The 17,302-nt window shown below is 42.8% G+C and carries 16 protein-coding genes; 6 read left to right on the top strand and 10 right to left on the bottom strand.

Going from position 1 to position 17,302, the window contains the following annotated elements:
* Positions 1 to 170: 170 nt before the first annotated feature.
* The 3 genes from HMPREF9420_RS12540 (at position 171) to HMPREF9420_RS12530 (ending at position 4,306) form a co-directional block, all read left to right on the top strand.
* Entirely contained in the window at positions 171 to 845 is a 675-nt protein-coding gene (locus HMPREF9420_RS12540; protein ID WP_007136110.1) for a ParA family protein, read from the top strand.
* 110 nt (positions 846 to 955) lie between these two features.
* Positions 956 to 1,342, top strand: a complete 387-nt coding sequence (locus HMPREF9420_RS12535) for a hypothetical protein (RefSeq protein ID WP_007136109.1) — start codon at positions 956 to 958, stop codon at positions 1,340 to 1,342.
* 258 nt (positions 1,343 to 1,600) lie between these two features.
* Entirely contained in the window at positions 1,601 to 4,306 is a 2,706-nt protein-coding gene (locus tag HMPREF9420_RS12530) for a 3'-5' exonuclease (RefSeq protein WP_007136108.1), read from the top strand.
* Positions 4,307 to 4,442: 136 nt separating this feature from the next.
* Here the strand turns inward: HMPREF9420_RS12530 and HMPREF9420_RS12525 are convergent, their stop codons facing one another.
* The 4 genes from HMPREF9420_RS12525 to HMPREF9420_RS12510 form a co-directional block, all read right to left on the bottom strand.
* A complete protein-coding gene (locus HMPREF9420_RS12525) occupies positions 4,443 to 5,261 on the bottom strand; it encodes a Cof-type HAD-IIB family hydrolase (protein WP_007136107.1) in 819 nt (272 codons plus the stop codon).
* 91 nt (positions 5,262 to 5,352) lie between these two features.
* Positions 5,353 to 5,610: a hypothetical protein gene (locus HMPREF9420_RS12520; protein WP_007136106.1), complete on the bottom strand. Its 258-nt coding sequence runs from the start codon at positions 5,608 to 5,610 to the stop codon at positions 5,353 to 5,355.
* Between the two features lie 142 nt (positions 5,611 to 5,752).
* Positions 5,753 to 6,241 carry a 3'-5' exonuclease gene (locus HMPREF9420_RS12515; RefSeq protein WP_044079290.1) on the bottom strand — a complete coding sequence of 163 codons (489 nt, stop codon included), beginning with the start codon at positions 6,239 to 6,241 and terminating at the stop codon, positions 5,753 to 5,755.
* Between the two features lie 366 nt (positions 6,242 to 6,607).
* The gene (locus HMPREF9420_RS12510) at positions 6,608 to 7,999 is read right to left on the bottom strand and encodes a threonine/serine exporter family protein (RefSeq protein ID WP_007136104.1); all 1,392 of its coding nucleotides are present in this window, start codon (positions 7,997 to 7,999) and stop codon (positions 6,608 to 6,610) included.
* Between the two features lie 201 nt (positions 8,000 to 8,200).
* Here HMPREF9420_RS12510 and HMPREF9420_RS12505 point away from each other — a divergent pair, with 201 nt between their 5' ends.
* On the top strand, positions 8,201 to 9,466 hold the full coding sequence (locus tag HMPREF9420_RS12505; protein ID WP_044079289.1) for a D-alanyl-D-alanine carboxypeptidase/D-alanyl-D-alanine-endopeptidase: 1,266 nt from the start codon (positions 8,201 to 8,203) through the stop codon (positions 9,464 to 9,466).
* A 100-nt stretch (positions 9,467 to 9,566) separates the two neighbouring features.
* On the opposite strand, the gene HMPREF9420_RS12500 is transcribed toward HMPREF9420_RS12505, so the two are convergent.
* The 4 genes from HMPREF9420_RS12500 to HMPREF9420_RS12490 all read right to left on the bottom strand — a co-directional run bounded on the left by HMPREF9420_RS12500 (position 9,567) and on the right by HMPREF9420_RS12490 (position 13,958).
* Entirely contained in the window at positions 9,567 to 10,316 is a 750-nt protein-coding gene (locus tag HMPREF9420_RS12500; protein WP_007136102.1) for a porin family protein, read from the bottom strand.
* Between the two features lie 2 nt (positions 10,317 to 10,318).
* Positions 10,319 to 11,092: a PCMD domain-containing protein gene (locus tag HMPREF9420_RS12495; RefSeq protein ID WP_007136101.1), complete on the bottom strand. Its 774-nt coding sequence runs from the start codon at positions 11,090 to 11,092 to the stop codon at positions 10,319 to 10,321.
* Positions 11,067 to 11,474: a hypothetical protein gene (locus HMPREF9420_RS14975; protein ID WP_007136100.1), complete on the bottom strand. Its 408-nt coding sequence runs from the start codon at positions 11,472 to 11,474 to the stop codon at positions 11,067 to 11,069. Before HMPREF9420_RS14975 ends, HMPREF9420_RS12495 begins: the two co-directional genes overlap by 26 nt.
* A 387-nt stretch (positions 11,475 to 11,861) precedes the next feature.
* Positions 11,862 to 13,958, bottom strand: a complete 2,097-nt coding sequence (locus HMPREF9420_RS12490) for a prolyl oligopeptidase family serine peptidase (RefSeq protein WP_081457517.1) — start codon at positions 13,956 to 13,958, stop codon at positions 11,862 to 11,864.
* A 173-nt stretch (positions 13,959 to 14,131) separates the two neighbouring features.
* Here HMPREF9420_RS12490 and HMPREF9420_RS12485 point away from each other — a divergent pair, with 173 nt between their 5' ends.
* Both HMPREF9420_RS12485 and HMPREF9420_RS12480 read left to right on the top strand, forming a co-directional pair.
* The gene (locus HMPREF9420_RS12485; protein WP_007136098.1) at positions 14,132 to 14,365 is read left to right on the top strand and encodes a YecH family metal-binding protein; all 234 of its coding nucleotides are present in this window, start codon (positions 14,132 to 14,134) and stop codon (positions 14,363 to 14,365) included.
* 21 nt (positions 14,366 to 14,386) lie between these two features.
* Complete coding sequence (locus tag HMPREF9420_RS12480) at positions 14,387 to 15,862, top strand: DUF438 domain-containing protein (protein WP_007136097.1); 1,476 nt, start codon at positions 14,387 to 14,389, stop codon at positions 15,860 to 15,862.
* Positions 15,863 to 16,028: 166 nt separating this feature from the next.
* On the opposite strand, the gene HMPREF9420_RS12475 is transcribed toward HMPREF9420_RS12480, so the two are convergent.
* Both HMPREF9420_RS12475 and HMPREF9420_RS12470 read right to left on the bottom strand, forming a co-directional pair.
* Positions 16,029 to 16,574, bottom strand: coding sequence for a C40 family peptidase (locus HMPREF9420_RS12475; RefSeq protein WP_007136096.1), 546 nt, complete (start codon positions 16,572 to 16,574; stop codon positions 16,029 to 16,031).
* A 327-nt stretch (positions 16,575 to 16,901) separates the two neighbouring features.
* Positions 16,902 to 17,216, bottom strand: a complete 315-nt coding sequence (locus tag HMPREF9420_RS12470) for a hypothetical protein (protein ID WP_044079288.1) — start codon at positions 17,214 to 17,216, stop codon at positions 16,902 to 16,904.
* Positions 17,217 to 17,302: the final 86 nt, after the last annotated feature.

Genomic DNA, 17,302 nt, shown 5'->3' with positions numbered 1-17,302 from the left:
TATAGGTAATTATGTAGTTTTATGATTAAAATTATAATTAGATTAAATCTTTTATGTATCTTTGCAAAAGTAGTTTTATCAATTTATTATTGATAGATGATATATCAGTTTCAATCTTGTGATTTGCAGCTTAGATTGAGATTGTTTGGTAATTCAAAATAAAAAGGAAAATGTCGAACTATAAAACAGTAGTATTTGCCAATCAAAAGGGTGGGGTAGGGAAGACAACTCTCTGCGCACTTTTTGCCAATTATCTTACCAGAAAAGGTAAAAGCGTCTTAGTTGTTGATGCAGATTATCAGCGCTCTCTGTCTTCTCAGCGTCAGGATGAAAGCGAAATGGAAGATTATAAGACTTTAGAAGAGCCGTATAATATCTATCAATTCAACCTTGATTCAAAGGAAAAGTCGGATAAACTCATGGATGAGATGAAGAAAATTGAAGGATATGTGCTCATTGATTCCCCCGGAGCATTGACTGACGATGGTCTTATTCCATTGTTGACCAAGGCTGATATGATTATTGTTCCTTTCGATTACAGTAATATTATCCTTAAGTCTACGGCTACATTTATAAAAGTTTTCCAAGAGTTGGCCGACAAATATAAGTCTCATGCATGTCTTGTTTTCGTACCAAATCGTATAGAAAAAGGTGCCGGATATAAGGAAGAGCGCGACTTATGGGCTGAATACGATCGGCTTTTTGACCGCATCGGCGTCTTAACTCCAAAGATATTCAAGCGTTATAACTTTACACGTTACAACACCTTTTCTATCAGTATAGAAGATGCCGAGAGTGTAAAGGGCGCCTTCAATCGCATTATTAAGGAGCTTAAAACGCTTTAATCTTCTCGTTATCTGCTGCGTTCTGGGGTATGAAAGTTTACTTTTTATACAGCGAAAACCCATAAACGAACATTATTAAGTATAAGAATCAAACGATAAAATTATTCAATATGGCAAAGAAACCAACTATGCCGGGCGAGTTGAAAGACCTGCTCAATGATATGAATCCTGTAGAAAAAGATACAAAGAAGACGGTTACGAAGCAACCGGAAGCAAAGAAAATAAAGGCTGAAAAGCCCACTTCTGTAGATACAAAGCCTAAAACAGCGAGCGAAGAAAGTTCAATCGACCGCATTATTTCCTATGCTCAAGATTATAAAGCATCTGAGATTGATATGGCAACTGTGGTGTTATCCGAAGACATGAAGCAGGTATTAGATAAATTAAAGACTTCTCTTCCGGTGAAAACTCCATTCAAATATCTTCTGAGTGCTATCATCAAAGAATATTTTGAAACGCATAAGCAGGAGATCAGAGACCTGATTTTGAGATTTTAAGCTTTGATTTCATTAGCTGATTTCAATAGTCTTGGCGTCTCAAACGAATCAAAGAGCAGGGTAGGGGAGACTTCATTGTGTCTCGCCCTCTTTGCCTTCACTATATAATAATAGGTGTGCGAACCCATGGTTTAATTCTCTACATAACGCGACATCCCACTCTTTTGTAAATCACATCTATAAAATCATAGCCTTTTACCTTCCTCTTTATTTCACATCTTCTACCCATTTATCATCTTAATCATTATATTTGCAAGCATGAACAACACCTTTATTCCTGACGAATCACAAGCTTTGGTGATTAATTTACAACGTGGTTATCACCTTGTATTAGCCTCTCCTGGTTGCGGAAAGACACAGATTTTGGCCGAACGGGTGGCAAAAGCCTATGCCATGGGTGTGTCTTTTTCCAACATGCTCTGCCTAACGTTCACCAATCGTGCTGCACGTGGCATGCAAGAACGTATTGCAATGCGACTTGAAGTGCCTGCCGATGAACTCTTTGTCGGTAATGTTCACCGTTTCTGTTCACGCTTCTTGTTTGATGCCGGCATTGTTGCCGCATCCACATCTATTATTGATGATGATGATATTTTAAGCATTTTATGTAATTTTTCAGGTGAAGACGAGTCACAAGTTGGGGCAAACTATCGGCAACGCGGCCTATATATGGAGGCCATGCAACTCTCTCATCTGATGTTCCAGATAGAGAACAATCATCCACGCGACTTGCGTTTACATCCTTCTTGCCTCTCTTCTGACGATATTCTCGCCCTGAAAAAGATATGTTTATCACAACATAAACCCTTCGATGCAGCCATGATGGTTGATATCTACAAACACATTGACACCTATCGTGACGTTTGTAGCGGGCTCGATGCACAACAACTCATCTATCGTTTGTTACGAAAGATGCAGTTGGCCCACCAATATGAGCGTTATAAAGACGACAACCGACTGATGGATTTCGAAGACATTTTGTTGTTATCCTATGAACATCGTGAACAGTTACCACGCTTTTCGTGGATTCAAGTAGATGAAGTGCAAGACCTGAATCCCTTACAACTCGCACTCATTGATGCGATGACAGCACGTGAAGAGGGACAAACTCCTTGTGTAATCTACTTGGGTGACCCCCAGCAGAGCATCTTTTCATTTATGGGAGCGAAGTGTTCTACCCTCGATTTTCTGCGTAATCGTTGCGCTGGAAACATTCATTCATTAAGCAAAAACCATCGTTCACCGAAATATTTACTTGATATTTTCAATACGTATGCCGTCAAACAAATGGGCATTTCGCCTGACTTGCTTCCATCAACTTCGTTTCAACCCACCACAATGGGCAACGAATTGCAATGGTTTCAGTCGGATACCATCGAAACAGAATACCTTGATGCAGCCCAACAAGCAGTCAGAATGTTGCATGATTTCCCTGAAGACACAACGGCAATCATTGTGAATTCTAATCGTGATGCTGACGGAGTAAGCGATGGTTTGAAGCAGTTGAAGGCACCACACTTTAAGGTTTCTGGCGAGGATCTATTCTCTTCGCCCCAAATTAAGTTGCTTTTTGCTCATCTCACCATTATGAATAATCCGCACAACTTCATCGCTTGGGCGCGTATTTTAGAGGGAATGCAGGTGTTTCGTACGTCAAATGCCGCGCGAAGATTTGTGCGAGCATGCAGTGATCGGGCACTCCTTCCGAGTGATTTCCTGCGTGATGATGGCCAAACTTACATCAGTCGGTTTGTTAATGCCTATGAAAACGAGGTGATAACTATCTTTGATACTGAGACAACGGGACTTGATGTGTTTAGTGATGACATATTGCAAATTGCTGCCGTTCAACTCAAAAATGGAGCTGTTGTGCTTGGTTCTGCGATGTCAATCTATTTAGAAAGCGACAAGGAAATCCCCGAAATGCTTGGCGATATCGTTAATCCCATCATCGAAGAACGCCGACATCATCAGCTCATCTCACGTCAAGATGCCTTGCAACGCTTTGTAGATTATGCCCAGGGTACAGTGCTTTTGGGGCATAATGCCGACTTCGATATCCACATTCTTACCAACAACTTGCTGCGCGAATTGCCTGAATGTCCGTTGCCTGAAAACTTAAACAACTATTTGGATAGTTTGCTTTTGATTCGTCTTTTACGTCCAGGACTACGCCAATATAAGCTCAAATATTTGTTAGAAGTCTTGCATTTGGAAGGTGAAAACAGTCATTTGGCCGATGCAGATGTTAATGCAACGCGCGCTCTTACTATCTTTTGTTATGATCACGCACGTGAAATGGTGGCCGAACAGCAATCATTTATCACCCATAAACGTGTGCAAGAACGTGTTGTAACACTACGAAACAACTATCTTTCTCATTTTTATCACACCGCCGATTGCCTTTGGACAAACGATGATAACAAAGATCTTCTCGTGGAAGAAATGCGTTATCTCTATTCCATTTGGGTAGAAGAGCATCTCATCGAGCCTTTACCAATGGTGGAATATATCTTCCGTTATGTGGCTTCCGACCTGTTACAGCGTGATGAACCGCCAGCCTTGGCGTTGCAGATTGGGCGACATATTCTTGAATTAAACACGTTAAAAGAGGCAGATCTCTGTGGAAGTGCTACGATAGATGATAAGATTTTCGTGACAACGGTACACAAAGCGAAGGGTTTAGAGTTTGATAATGTCATCATCTTTGACGTGATTGAAGGTCGTTATCCGAATTATTACAGCCGTGAAAATCCCTCACAAGTGGCTGAGGATGCACGCAAACTCTATGTTGCAATGACGCGAGCCAAGAAGCGGTTAATGGTTATGCAGAGTAGTTCGCGCATTGATTATCGTGGCCAACGGCGGCCCATTGCCCTCTCGCGGTTTATGGAATGCATTGTCGATAGCTTGAGTCCAACCCATTCTTGCACGCTCGAAGGGGGAGAAAATGACCCTTCTTAAGCGTTGAAAAAGCACAAGACAGGCCGTTATATGCTGGGCATTGGGCTATATTTCCTATGCAATTACCTCATACTTTACCTTATATCTTGTGTTGATTAATTATTTTTAGGCGCTTTTAATCAGGCGCTCTATGAGGTTAGGACAAGGGACTCAATACATAATCTTCTACAATCTGCCCCACACCATCATTGTCGTTAGAGAGTGTAACGACATCAGCCAGCTGACGAATATCCTCAGATGCATTGGCCATTGCTACGCCTAAACCTGCAAATTTCAGCATACTCACATCGTTATATCCGTCACCACAGGCGATAATCTCTTGGCGTTTGATGCCCAAAATGTCGATGAGTTTGCCGATAGATTCAGCCTTATCGATGCCTAAAGGCACACATTCGAGAAAATAATCTGCAGAGCGATAGAGTTCCATTTCATGCTTTAGACGTTGCGAAAGCTTTAATTCCAAGTCGTGGAGTGGGGCAGGTGAGCCAACAATCAAGCATTTATTGATGGGATAAACAATGTCATTTAAGAAGGCATTTGCCTGCAAAACAGGCATCTGATTGATGTGCGCTTCCTCCATCACATAAGGGTCTTTATCGCTCGTTGCGATGATACCTTCTCCCTTATACGTTAGGATTTGCATGCCGGCTTGCATGGCTTCGTGGTATAAAGTGGGTACAAGCGCGGGGTCGAGTGTCTTTTCAAATACGGTTTTTCCCGTCTTGCAGTCTACAATTTTACCTCCATTGAAGGCCAGAATAAACCCACCATATCGTGCCAACTCAAGCTCTTCGGCCAATGGCATGATGCCAAACGTTGGCCTACCAGACGCTAATATGAGTCTAACTCCACGCTTTTGGGCCTCCATTAAAGCCGCTTTGGTACGTGGGGTGATTCGTTTCTCGCTGTTGGTTAACGTTCCATCGAGGTCAAGGGCTATTAGTTTATATTCCATATCTTATGATGCTTCATGATGAAAAGCATGACTTTGCCTTCCCATCTTTAATTGTTGATACTTAAAATCTACTTTTCATACTTGCTGTTCTTTATGCCAATGGCTCCAACCCCACGTCTTTTGACGAGAGCGTTACACTGCCATCTTCGCGCACATAGCATGGAATACAAACGTCACCCGTGGCTTTTTCTTCGTCAAAGGCTGGGTTGTTATCGCGCAGTTTGAGAAATTCTTTCATGTCATGCACATCTTCTCCGATATCAATCACTTTGAAATGAGGATTCCCAACAACCTGTTTCATCACGTGAGCGCAATAAGGACAGGTCTTCATTACATACATCTTAATCATATTTTTACCTTATTTTATGTTGAAAATGAGTTCTGTTTGTTTAGAAACAGCGTTCAAAAGCGAGGCGAATTCCATGTGCTCCATAGTCTATTTATGCCACATTTGGCAAAGAACTAAACGCTCAACACTGCAAGAAAACGGCTTATAATATCTGCAATGCGATAGCCGCGCAGGCTTCAGCATCGGCAAGTGCATGATGATGTTGAGTCAAATTATAACCACAACGGGCTGCAATGATGCCGAGGTTGTGGCGTCCTTGCGGCCAAACGCTACGCGATTTGAGCAGTGTGCAATGGAAGATATAGTCGGGATATGTCATCTGATAGCACTTGAAAACAGCCTTTAAACAACTTTCATCAAAGGCTTTGTTGTGAGCAACTAAGGGGAGTTGATCGATGAGGGGCATGATTTTGCGCCACACTTCAGGGAAAATGGGGGCGTTGTTTGTGTCGGCTTGTGTCAAGCCATGCATCTTTGTATTCCAATAAGTGTAATAATCGGGCTCGGGATGGATAAGAGAATAGAACCGGTCTACAATCATTCCGTTTCGCACAATCACTACACCCACAGAGCAAACACTGGTTCTTTTGCCGTTCGCTGTTTCGAAATCAATCGCTGCAAAGTCTTTCATTATGACTGCAAATATAAGATATTTCGAGAAAATATGCAAGGATACATCTGTGTTTCACAAGGGAATTATATCAACAAGGCGTTGTAAATTTATCGTCTTATCTTATGATTTTCGTTGCAGTTTGTTGCATCTAAGATTGTATTCTCATTTAGGATAGGGTCACATTCTTTGCTCCCCATGTTTTAATCCCATTTTTATGGTTTTACAATCTCAGTCATTTCACCCTGTGATTTGAGCCATTTTACCGAGTAAACTCAGTCACTTTACGAAGTAAACTCAGTCATTTTGCAAAGAGAAATGAAGCAATGTGCAGCGCCCTTGATATTATTTCGTCTTATGTATAGATGTTCCCCGTGTTGGCTTCTTTTATGCTCTTTGCTCCAACATGTGTCGATCGCGCTCGGCAAGTGCATTGAAGAGTCTTTTCTTTTGCTTTGAATCGAGCAGTCCTCTCACGAAGATATGCGGCAGGGTTACACCCAAAGCGATTCCGAAAATGACTAAAGAGGCCTTGATAAGATTATTCATTGCCACCGTAACTTCACCCACTACGCCGCTCATTTCGATAAAAGCGAAGAGGGCACGATACATCAAAACACCGGGCACCATGGGTATAACGCTCGGTATAGATAGGCATTGTTGCGGAGTGTGGAACCAGTGTTGAGCGCGTGTAATGATTAAACTTACAAGCGTAGAGCCTGCTAATGAACCGATGATAAGCCCCTGGTCAAGACCTATATTGTGGTTACTTGGTCCGAGATTCACAAAGTTTCTGAAGCAAACGGCAATGATTCCACCCACTGCTATGGCTGGAAGTAGGCGTTTAGGTGTGTTGTATATCATTGAGAAACCCATTGCTGAAATGGCTGCAGCGACTGCAAATTCGAAATAATTATGGTGGGGTATCATCGAGAGTGTAGTCACAAAGTTGCTTATTCCGCATATCTTTATGGCACAAGCAATGCCGAAAGACATCGCGCCTACCATCAAAAGCGTATTCAAAGCGCGTATAATCCCAGTCTGAATGTGGCCATCTAACGCGTCACTCACAAAGTTTATCAGTGGAACTCCAGGCACTATGTAAAGTGCACAGGCTAAAAACGGATGCCAAGGTGTGGCAGTATGCATGAAGGTTGGAAAGTAATCGGCGTATGGACCAACTGAAATGAAGGTGAGAAGCCACGCCAACATAGTCGATACAAAGGCTGAGATTCCGATGCCAGCATATACATTCATGCCCTTAGAACCCATGTACATTTTAAGTCGGAAGCCAAGAATTGCGGCAAGAGATGCATAGAAGAACGCCGTCCAATCACATCCAAACTGAATACAAAAGCCACCACAGGCGAAGCCACTCCCTATAGCTACCTGCCAAGGTGTATAGCGATTGCGTTTCTTTCCGAGTTCCGTTAGTTTCTCATCATAAACATCTAACGGCATGTTTTGTTCGATACTATCCCATGAAAGATGGCTAAGTTCGGAGATAACTGCCATGTCAATGATGTGTCGTTTGCAGTGTTTGAACTTCGTAAATGAATGGATATCGTCGTTATAATTAACCATAAGGATATCATAATTGACGCAAAGATGGAGGTTTTCATCCCGTAAACCCAAGTAAACTATAGTTCTTTTAAGCGTTCGCATGATGCGAGTTGTGTCGGCAGAACACTCCATTAACAAACAACCTGTATCCAAAAGGAGTCCTAACTTGCGGTTAATTATCTCCGCATTGTCTTGTAATACAATCTTATCTTCCATTTTATTGCATTGAATATGGATGCAAAGTTAGTTGTTTTTTCTTAAAAAACATGCGCTTCATGCTATTATCTTGTTTTCTAAGTTCTTTCTAATCAGCTTCTATTTTGTTTTTTGTTATCTTGTTTTTTAGGCTTATTCACATTGTAGACGGATTCATTTTTCAATTTTTAATTACCTTTGCAAGGCAATAAAATGAATCGGATGAAGTTCAAATCTATATTTACATATACGCTGACAATAGGCTTTTCGGCTGCTGTTCTCTATGGTTGTGGCAATAAATCTGAGGAAAATAAGCAGATAACGCCACAGCAACAAACGGCTAAAGTCACTGTCGATGCTCAATTAAAAGCCCGACTTGATGACTTCGCGCATAAGCCACGACCACGTGGAGCCTTTGGTTTTGATGTCTATGACCTTACTGCTGACAAGCCCGTTTATGGCTTTCAGGCTCATCAAGTGCAGCCTTCTGCCTCGTGTTTAAAGCTGTTGAGTGGTGTTGCTGGCTTGCATTTATTGGGTACAAAATACCTTTATGCCACGTCACTCTATACAAAAGGTGCTGTCAGTGATGGCACTTTTAAAGGCGATATCAGTTTTAAGGCGGGCTTTGATCCCCATCTTGACCCAACGGGATTAGTCATGTTTGCCAAGGCTTTGCGTCGAAAGGGCATACGGAAGCTTGAGGGTCGCTTTGTTGTTGACCTTGCTTTTACTGATGCAGTGCAAAGCGAAACCCACTGGTATCCATGGGATTTGTCGTTCTCTCAATACGGAATACTCTATAAAGGGGCTGAAAAGGTGACGAAAGCACTACGCCAAGCCTTGCAAACGGCTGGCATTTCGATAGATGAAAAGCAGTTTGTCATCGGACAAACTCCACGTGGTTCTCATTGCATCTTCCGCTTTTATCGTTCTATAGACCGTGTAATTAGGCGCATGTGGAAGAATAGTTCCAACACGCAGGCTACCGCTTTACTCTATACTATTGGGCATAAGGCAAACCCACATGAAGCTCCTGTCAAGGCAGGTATGGCCTATTTGCGTCGCTTTATGCGTCAAGAACTTAAACTACGCGACTCATCTCTCGTGATACATGATGGCTGTGGACTCTGTACACACAATCAAATCGCGCCCCAAACGCTTACAACCATCTTGCATTATGGCTATAGAGATAAGGCCATTTACCGCCTTTTGTATAACAATCTCTCTGTTTCGGGCGTGGATGGAACCTTGCGTCGTGAGATGGCGAGCCCCATTTTACGTGGTAAAGTGCGTGCAAAGACCGGTACACTTTCACATCCTTATGGCATCAGTTCGTTAGCAGGCTATTGCCAAGGTGCCAATGGTCATCTGCTGGCTTTTGCCATAATGGATCATGATATGTCTGTACTCGACGCGCGAGTACTACAAAAGAAGCTTTGCGAAATCCTCGTAACAGACGGCAATCAAAAGGAAAAGAAGAGATAACGAAAGTCTATATATTAGATAAAAGGAAAGAAAACTAAAAACGGCAGACCTCATTTGTGTGCTCACTTTGCACTGCATGGGTCTGCCGTTTTTATCATTTCTATAACTGATAAGCCACGCCTATCGTGCCAAAAATAGGGTAGAGACGCTGTTCTATGGTCTTAAACCCACGGCGATGAATGCCGGTCAAGCCCCAGTTTAGGTCGAGATAACCTCCCCATTTGCGATAAATCATCCAGTCACAGCCTGCAACCAATCCCGCTTGTAGACGCCGCATATCGTGACTAAAGTCATAGTCTCCGCGCTCACCAGCCTTATTTCCTACGTTAATCTTTGGTCCGGTAGGGTCTCCTATGCGTAGATATCCATCGTGTGCAAAGCCTTTAAATTGCCTTGATACAACCCAAGAACCATACATTCCGGCTCTTAATCTGACGCAATCACTTACATGAAACGCCGCCATTACAGGCAAAGTAAACATCCATTCGTTTACTTTTGTGCGCACATCGCCTGTAAACTGCCCTTCAAGGTGCTGACTTCCCTGGACAATGGCTATGTGATAATTCTTTACTCTCGCATCAACCTGCATGCCTTTATTTTCAAACCGCAACCCCACGGCTATGCCCATGAGCGGTGAAAGACGGCGTTCGATGTCACCACCCCATTGGAAATTTGGCATCAAGGTATAGTTGTTCATGCTCCGAATGCTGCTTGGCAGGCCGACAGGTGACGTTCCTCCGAGATGATATCCAAAGCGAAGAGTGACCGAAAGGCTATCACCGGCGAGACCTTCTGCCTTTACCGACGACATGGAGAGTAACATGAAAAGGGCTATAATGAGTTTTTTCATCTTTATTTCTGTTCTTTTTCACAAATGATTCTTACTTTATCAATACACAAGGTTGAGCCTATCGCTCCAATAAACGCATCGCCTTGCTTACTCGAAGAGAAGACAAGTGCAAGACTATATCCGTTTTGTTCCATCACATCTAAATCGGGTTCACTCACAAAAGTGAAGGTCAATTCAAACGGGGTCCAATCGTTTTGTGGTTTCACAAATTCCATATCGGCGCGTGCAATGATAGCTTTGCTCGTCTTGATTGTGCTGCCATCGAGCACAATCTTTTGCCCGTTGACATCGTGATTGCGGTAGAACACGGCATAAACTGCCGCACTATCCTTCACGTTGGGCAACACATTGAGATATTTATCGGTTACCTTTGTCTCGGGACGATACTTATAATATCCTGTGAACTTAATGGGTTTGCGATTAAATGGCTGTCCAAACTTCGTGGCTTTTAAGGCATTTGTGAGTGCACTTTGCAAGTCGAAACTTCCATAAAAGAGGTTACCTGCAGCGATAGGCATGTTCATCATCTTGCCCAAATCACCCGTACTGCGCGTTGTTAGCTGTACTCCCTTGCCCTCAAATCCTTGAATTGGGATGGTAGGATCAGCCTCTGCGGGTTTATCCCAGGCTGAAAGTGAGAAACCGGCATTGCCTGATCCCCACACATCTAACATGCCATCAGGACCTTTTTCCTGCCATTTATAGAATTGGGGAAGGTCTGGGAGGTTGTCTTTTACAACGTTTTCAAAGTCAAATTTGACGGTATCGCCGACCATAACGGTGTCTTTTTTTAAAGCTCACCCGATAGATGCGATGATAACTTTTGTCTTCAGACGTGACCGTATAAACAACGGGTTGATTGCTGAAGTCGTGCACTGAACCATTTGCCGGAACAATGGTTGCCCCCGGAGTGAGCTTGAATTGTGGTGCAAACTGCGTGCGCTGACTTTTGCGTTTGACGGCAAAAACGATGTCGGTAGACGTAGAAGGCACCGCAACTAAGGTGTCGGAGAGGTTGTTAAACACGTCTGTTGCATGGTCGACACTAACAAATGCCGCCTCAATATCGCACTCGGCGTTGGGTGCTTCGTCCTTAAAACATGCGCTAAGAGCCATGCATAGCAAGGCCATTAAACTGAATCTAAAAAGTATTTTCATGTGAAATATGTTTCTGTTTCGCCTGCAAAAGTAACAAAAATTAATGAAATGGTGAAATCTAAGGCTTCAAAGCCAGGCATGCAGCGTGCCTGTTTGTCGTGCAATTTGGTGCATTTCATGCGATGAAATGATGCAGATTACGCGGTAAAATGGCTCAAATCACGCAATAAAGTGACGCAAATTGAAGGCTCATTTGACTCAAATCATCTTTCCTTTTCATTGAAAAGGTATAATCATCTGATTGCCAGCATGTTATTAATCAGTTCGTTTGTTGATTCAGGGGCTTAGGATTGGATAAGAAAAATCCCTATGGTTGGCAGATGATATGCCTCCATAGGGATTAATTTATAGTAGATTTTATGCGTCTGTTTCAGGCGTTTTACCCTCTTATTTGCCCATGTTTGCGAGGATAAAGCTATAGATGTCGGCCTGTTCTTCAATCTGTTTGCTCAGTGGTTTGCCTGCGCCGTGGCCGGCTTTTGAGTCGATGCGAATCAACACGGGAGCCTTTCCGCCTTGGCAAGCCTGTAAAGTTGCAGCAAACTTGAAGCTATGTGCGGGAACAACTCGGTCGTCGTGGTCGGCTGTTGTGATGAGCGTTGCGGGATAACTAACGCCTTTCTTTAAGTTATGTAAAGGCGAATAGCCTCGCAAGTAGTCAAACATTGCCTTGCTATCTGCCGAGGTTCCATAGTCAGGAGCCCAGTTCCAACCTATGGTAAACCTATGATATCGCAACATATCTAACACCCCAACTTGAGGTATGCAGACTTGAAACAGGTCGGGACGCTGCGTTAAACATGCGCCAACTAATAAGCCTCCATTGCTTCCTCCGACTATAGCGAGGTGATGTTTATCCGTATATTTGTTTGCAATTAGCCACTCGGCAGCCGCTATAAAGTCGTCAAACACGTTCTGTTTTTGCATCTTAGTACCAGCTTGATGCCATGCTTCTCCGTACTCACTACCGCCTCTTAAGTTTGCTTGTACATAGATTCCACCTTGTTCTAAGAATGGAATCCTCATGGAAGAGAAGTAAGGTTGCAGTGCAATATTAAACCCTCCATACCCATAAAGGTATACAGGATTCTTTCCGTTTAGCTTCAAATCGCGGCGATAAGTGAGGAACATTGGCACGCGAGTACCGTCTTTACTCGTATAGAACACTTGTTTAGTGATAAACTGATTCTGCTTGAATGTTGACTTAGGTTGGCTGTAAATGCAAGATGTTTTCGTGTTAGTGTCAAACTGATATACTGTTCCTGGTGTTGTAAAAGAACTGAAAGAGTAAAAACATTCAACGTCATTTCTATCGCCCGAAAAGCTTGCATTACCTAATGATGGCAGCTTAATCTCACCCTCGTTTCGGCCATCAAGCGAGTAAAGATAACAATGAGAGCTGGCGTCTTTACTATAGTTTAACACCATCTTTCCATGTGTAAAGGTAACGTCATTCAATACATTTTGTGACTCGGGAACAAGCACTTTCCAATCCTTTATGCCTGGTTTGGCGAGGTTTGCTAACATCAAACGGTTCTTTGGAGCGCCTGAGTTTGTGAAGATATATATGTCATTTCCTATGGTCTCTACAGGCTCATATTGACAATTCATGTTGTTAGTCATCTGGATAAACTGGCTGTCTTTGTTACGCAAATCGCGTACATAGAGATTGTTACCACTACCTTCTCCCGATTCCGTTAGATACATAATGGTTTCCTCTTTGTTTACCGTTACGGCGTAAAAGCGAAGCGGATAGGCTGGGTTTTGATAGAAAAGGCGGTCTTCTTTCTGTGCCGTTCCAAGGTGATGATAGTATATTTTATGCACTTCATTCTTGCTGGTGAAGGCGTGATTTGATGGTGCATCATAGGCACTATAATAGAAACCATCTCCACACCAGGCTGCATTTCCAAACTTAGCCCATTCAATATGGTCGGCCAAGTCCTTGCCTGTGGTTAGGTCTTTGACATAAATCTCCTGCCAATCACTTCCATTTCGTGCAATGACATAAGCCAAATAGCGGCCATTATGCGAGAAACTTATCCCCTTTAATGCCACAGTTCCGTCGGTGCTTAGCTTGTTAGGATCGAGTACTTCGTAAAGCGTTCCACCGAGTTTATCCATCTTATAGAGCACACTTTGATTCTGAAGACCATTATTTTTGTATACATACCAAGTGTTGTTACGCTTGAATGGCGTGCCAATCTTTTCGTAGTTAGCCACCTCTTTGAGCCTCTTTAAGAGCTTAGGTCGCATGGGAAGGCGGTCTAAATAGTGGCGAGTTAGCTCGTTTTCTGCCGTGACCCAACGTTGTGTTTCGATGCTATTGTCGTCCTCAAGTGGCCGATATGGGTCTGCAATCTGAGTGCCGAAATAGGTATCAATGGTATTATTTTGCGGCGCCTTTGGATAGTGAAAGGTCTGTGCAGTGGCACAAGTGGCAGCCAAAGTCAATGGAAAAGTAAAGAGCATTTTAATGTTCATGATCGATGATTTAATTTGAAACATGATACGAATTTAGGCATTCTTTTGCATGATTTCTGTAATTTAACGTTAAAAGAAGATAAAAACTATCTCATTTGTAACATTTGTTACTCTTATAACGGCCTTCACTTCTTTATCTTTGTAAACACAAAATAAATTAAAACGCAATAGATATGACACACGGACATGAAGTACTTCACATGATGGAAGGAAATAGTTATGCTAACAAACAGGCACTCATCGACGCAATTATTGAACGCTTTGGCGCTGAAGAACGCTTCTATACATGCTCTGAAGAGGGCTTAGATGCACGCCAACTTGTTAACTTTCTCGACGACAGGGGTAAGTTTATGGACACTGACGACGGTGGATTTACGGTCAATTTAGGCATGATGTGCCAGCACTAATGATAGGAAACACGAGATCACATGAGTAAAAAGATAGATCTAAAACGTTCAGTTTATGAACTAACAACGCAGTATCCAGAGCTTATTGAGGTGCTCGCGAGCTTGGGATTAAATGATATTAAGAAGAAGTTTATAAGGAATTCAGTCGGTAAACTCATTACAATCCCAAAGGGAGCAGGCATGCATGGCATCGACATGAATACGCTTTTATCTACTTTAAAGCGGCATGGCTTTGAGGTAGAAGAGCCAAATCAGCCCACTATTAATGTGGAATCATTGCGCCCAGTAACGGGAAACACGCGCACAGAACAGTTGAAAGGTTACCTCAAACGATTGGGAAAAGGGGAGAGTCTTGATGCAGTTCGTGCAGACTTTACAAAGGAATTTGGAGACGTAGAGGCTTCAGAGATTATGCAAGCTGAGCAAGAACTGCTCGCCGAAGGAACGCCTTTGCGCGAAGTTCAGCAGCTTTGTGACATCCACTCTGCACTCTTTCATGGGGCAACGCGTGAGGAACGAATTGCCAATGCAGAGCAAGCGGTGGCCGAATCTGTTAGCCGTCATGAAGCCATTCACGCCATGGCAGAAGCCTATACGCAACGCGCGGCCGACCTTTCTCATGTTGATGGTCACCCCATTCAAACCTTCTTGCGCGAAAACGAGGCTTTAGAAACTTTGTTAAATCAGGCATTTGACGTTGTAAAATCACGTGGAAACATCGACCAATTACTTGCAAAAATACACGAGGTTTCGATTCATTATGCAAAGAAAGGCGACTTGATTTATCCGCATCTTAACGTCAAATATGACATCAATGGGCCGTCAAAAGTCATGTGGACTATAGACGATGAGATACGTAACGAGCTTGGAATCCTGACGCGAAGTGAAAGTCGTGACGAGCCATGGTGGGGCAGAGTGTCGGCTGTGTTGACGCGAATGAAGGAGATGATCTATAAAGAAAACAACATTCTTCTACCGATTTGTGCAGCCAATTTCACGCAAGACGAGTGGCAACACCTCTATCGTGACAGCAAGGATTACGCCGTTTGCTTCGATGTAGTGCCTAAGATTTGGGCAGAAGCAGAGGCAAAACCCGAGACAAAGTCACACGAAGGAGAGATTGTTATGCCTGGAGGTCACCTCACATTAGCCCAATTAACCGCAATGCTTAACACGCTTCCACTTGAAATTACCTTTGTAGATGCAGATAATATCAATAGATATTTCAACGAAGGTCCAAAGGTTTTCAAGCGTCCTTCCATGGCCATTGATCGCGAAGTCTTTACTTGTCACCCGCCAAAGATTGAGCCAATGGTGCGTAGTATCATTGAAGATTTGCGCTCAGGACGGCGAGATCAGGTCCCAATGTGGTTAGAAAAGAATGGTCATGCGACGTTAGTCAACTACATGGCTGTGCGTGATAGCGACGGGAACTATGTCGGAACGGTTGAAGTAGTGCAAGACATGGAGTTTGCAAAAAAGCACTTTGAGCGCTAAACGAATAAGGAAATAAAAGACGGAAAGGGGGAGTTTGCACAATAACTAAACTCTTATTTAACGATGAAAGCACTTGACAAGCGTTGGCTGTCAAGTGCTTTTTCCGTATATTTTATTTTATTTCGTTTCGTCGAGATCTTCGTTTTATTTTGCAATGTGCATGTCATTACGACACAAAACTACCTTCTAAGATTCGTCTTGCGCCTCGATAACGGTGAGAATAATAGCCATCTTCGCTATCGCTTATTGTCACTCCATGACTGCAACTGGAATGAATGAACTTGAAAGTTCCGTCATCTGACACCTCACATACAATGCCTACATGACCAATATTGTGCTTGTTTGAACCGAAAAACACGAGGTCTCCCACCTGAATTTCAGCCTTATTGACCGATAATCCCTGTTTCCATTGGTCGCGACTTGACCGACCTAACGAGATGTTTAGACATTTATAGATATAACTTGTGAAGCCCGAACAGTCGAAACCCGATGGACTCGAGTGACCATAACGATAGGGAGTACCGATAAAGTCCTTAGCTTTCGTGATGAGATCTGAGCCTCTTACGTTGAAAAGGGCCTCGAATTCAGCGTGGTCGCAATAATCTTCTGTATTGTCAGGAGCAGCATCTGAGGTTGTCGGTTGACCTGCATAGGCAAACGAAAAGGCTGCTATCAAAAGGAAAGATAATGTTAGTATTCTCTTGAAATTCATTATTTTGGTTTTAGGATTGACACAAAATTAATAAAAAAATGCCGTATCTGAAAACCTGAAATTACATTTGTTAAGAGTTCATTAAGGTCATCCCACAAGTCTTAAAAACTTTTTAGACGGTTTAACGGGATAGGGAATAATTTCACACTTCGGCCTTTTTGTGCAACTTTTTGTTATCTTTCTCCATCTTGTTTCCCCTTCATTTCTTTATAAAACGTGTATCAACGCGCTATCAATTCACGGAAAACGGCACGCACTTTCCTACCATAAGCACGATGTTTGAACTTCAGGAACATTATCTCTACCTATATATAATAAGGTGTAAGTTTAGAGATAACGCCACCAACTGTATGGTTTTCTTCGCTGAAGATAGTCAGCTTCATTCATGTGGGCATAGGCTTCACGCTCAAAACTGATGTTAAGATAGGCATTACCAGGCTTGAAAAGGCGGACAAACCACTCCAAAACATACCATAGATAAAAGCCGACAAACAACATTTCGCGCATCTGATGAGTGTGTATTTGCTCATGCAACAGCAGCTCAGGTGTTAGCGTTGACGTGCTGCGGCAAAACAAAATACCCATAAAATTCATGGCTTCGAAGCCCTTAAATGGAATGAATCGGTTGCGAATTATCTTCATATTACTCGCAAAGATAACGAAAAGGGCACGATGAACGCACTCTTTTGATGACTTAATTTGGTTATGATAAATATGATTTATCATAA

It is taken from the genome of Segatella salivae DSM 15606 (assembly GCF_000185845.1).
In the GTDB taxonomy this organism is placed as follows: Bacteria; Bacteroidota; Bacteroidia; order Bacteroidales; family Bacteroidaceae; genus Prevotella; species Prevotella salivae.
The sequence above is the reverse complement of the archived record's forward strand: the minus strand, read 5'-3'. Positions and strand labels throughout refer to the sequence as shown.

What these genes read in the sequence shown, in the direction of transcription:
- HMPREF9420_RS12540 (WP_007136110.1), top strand. Translation starts at nt 171, where the DNA reads ATGTCGAACTATAAAACAGTAGTATTTGCCAATCAAAAGGGTGGGGTA.
- HMPREF9420_RS12510 (WP_007136104.1), bottom strand. Translation starts at nt 7,999, where the DNA reads ATGGAAGATAAGATTGTATTACAAGACAATGCGGAGATAATTAACCGC.
- HMPREF9420_RS14975 (WP_007136100.1), bottom strand. Translation starts at nt 11,474, where the DNA reads ATGAAAATACTTTTTAGATTCAGTTTAATGGCCTTGCTATGCATGGCT.
- HMPREF9420_RS12480 (WP_007136097.1), top strand. Translation starts at nt 14,387, where the DNA reads ATGAGTAAAAAGATAGATCTAAAACGTTCAGTTTATGAACTAACAACG.
- HMPREF9420_RS12475 (WP_007136096.1), bottom strand. Translation starts at nt 16,574, where the DNA reads ATGAATTTCAAGAGAATACTAACATTATCTTTCCTTTTGATAGCAGCC.
- HMPREF9420_RS12525 (WP_007136107.1), bottom strand. Translation starts at nt 5,261, where the DNA reads ATGGAATATAAACTAATAGCCCTTGACCTCGATGGAACGTTAACCAAC.
- HMPREF9420_RS12515 (WP_044079290.1), bottom strand. Translation starts at nt 6,241, where the DNA reads ATGAAAGACTTTGCAGCGATTGATTTCGAAACAGCGAACGGCAAAAGA.
- HMPREF9420_RS12485 (WP_007136098.1), top strand. Translation starts at nt 14,132, where the DNA reads ATGACACACGGACATGAAGTACTTCACATGATGGAAGGAAATAGTTAT.
- HMPREF9420_RS12490 (WP_081457517.1), bottom strand. Translation starts at nt 13,958, where the DNA reads ATGAACATTAAAATGCTCTTTACTTTTCCATTGACTTTGGCTGCCACT.
- HMPREF9420_RS12520 (WP_007136106.1), bottom strand. Translation starts at nt 5,610, where the DNA reads ATGATTAAGATGTATGTAATGAAGACCTGTCCTTATTGCGCTCACGTG.
- HMPREF9420_RS12535 (WP_007136109.1), top strand. Translation starts at nt 956, where the DNA reads ATGGCAAAGAAACCAACTATGCCGGGCGAGTTGAAAGACCTGCTCAAT.
- HMPREF9420_RS12470 (WP_044079288.1), bottom strand. Translation starts at nt 17,216, where the DNA reads ATGAAGATAATTCGCAACCGATTCATTCCATTTAAGGGCTTCGAAGCC.
- HMPREF9420_RS12530 (WP_007136108.1), top strand. Translation starts at nt 1,601, where the DNA reads ATGAACAACACCTTTATTCCTGACGAATCACAAGCTTTGGTGATTAAT.
- HMPREF9420_RS12495 (WP_007136101.1), bottom strand. Translation starts at nt 11,092, where the DNA reads ATGGTCGGCGATACCGTCAAATTTGACTTTGAAAACGTTGTAAAAGAC.
- HMPREF9420_RS12505 (WP_044079289.1), top strand. Translation starts at nt 8,201, where the DNA reads ATGAAGTTCAAATCTATATTTACATATACGCTGACAATAGGCTTTTCG.
- HMPREF9420_RS12500 (WP_007136102.1), bottom strand. Translation starts at nt 10,316, where the DNA reads ATGAAAAAACTCATTATAGCCCTTTTCATGTTACTCTCCATGTCGTCG.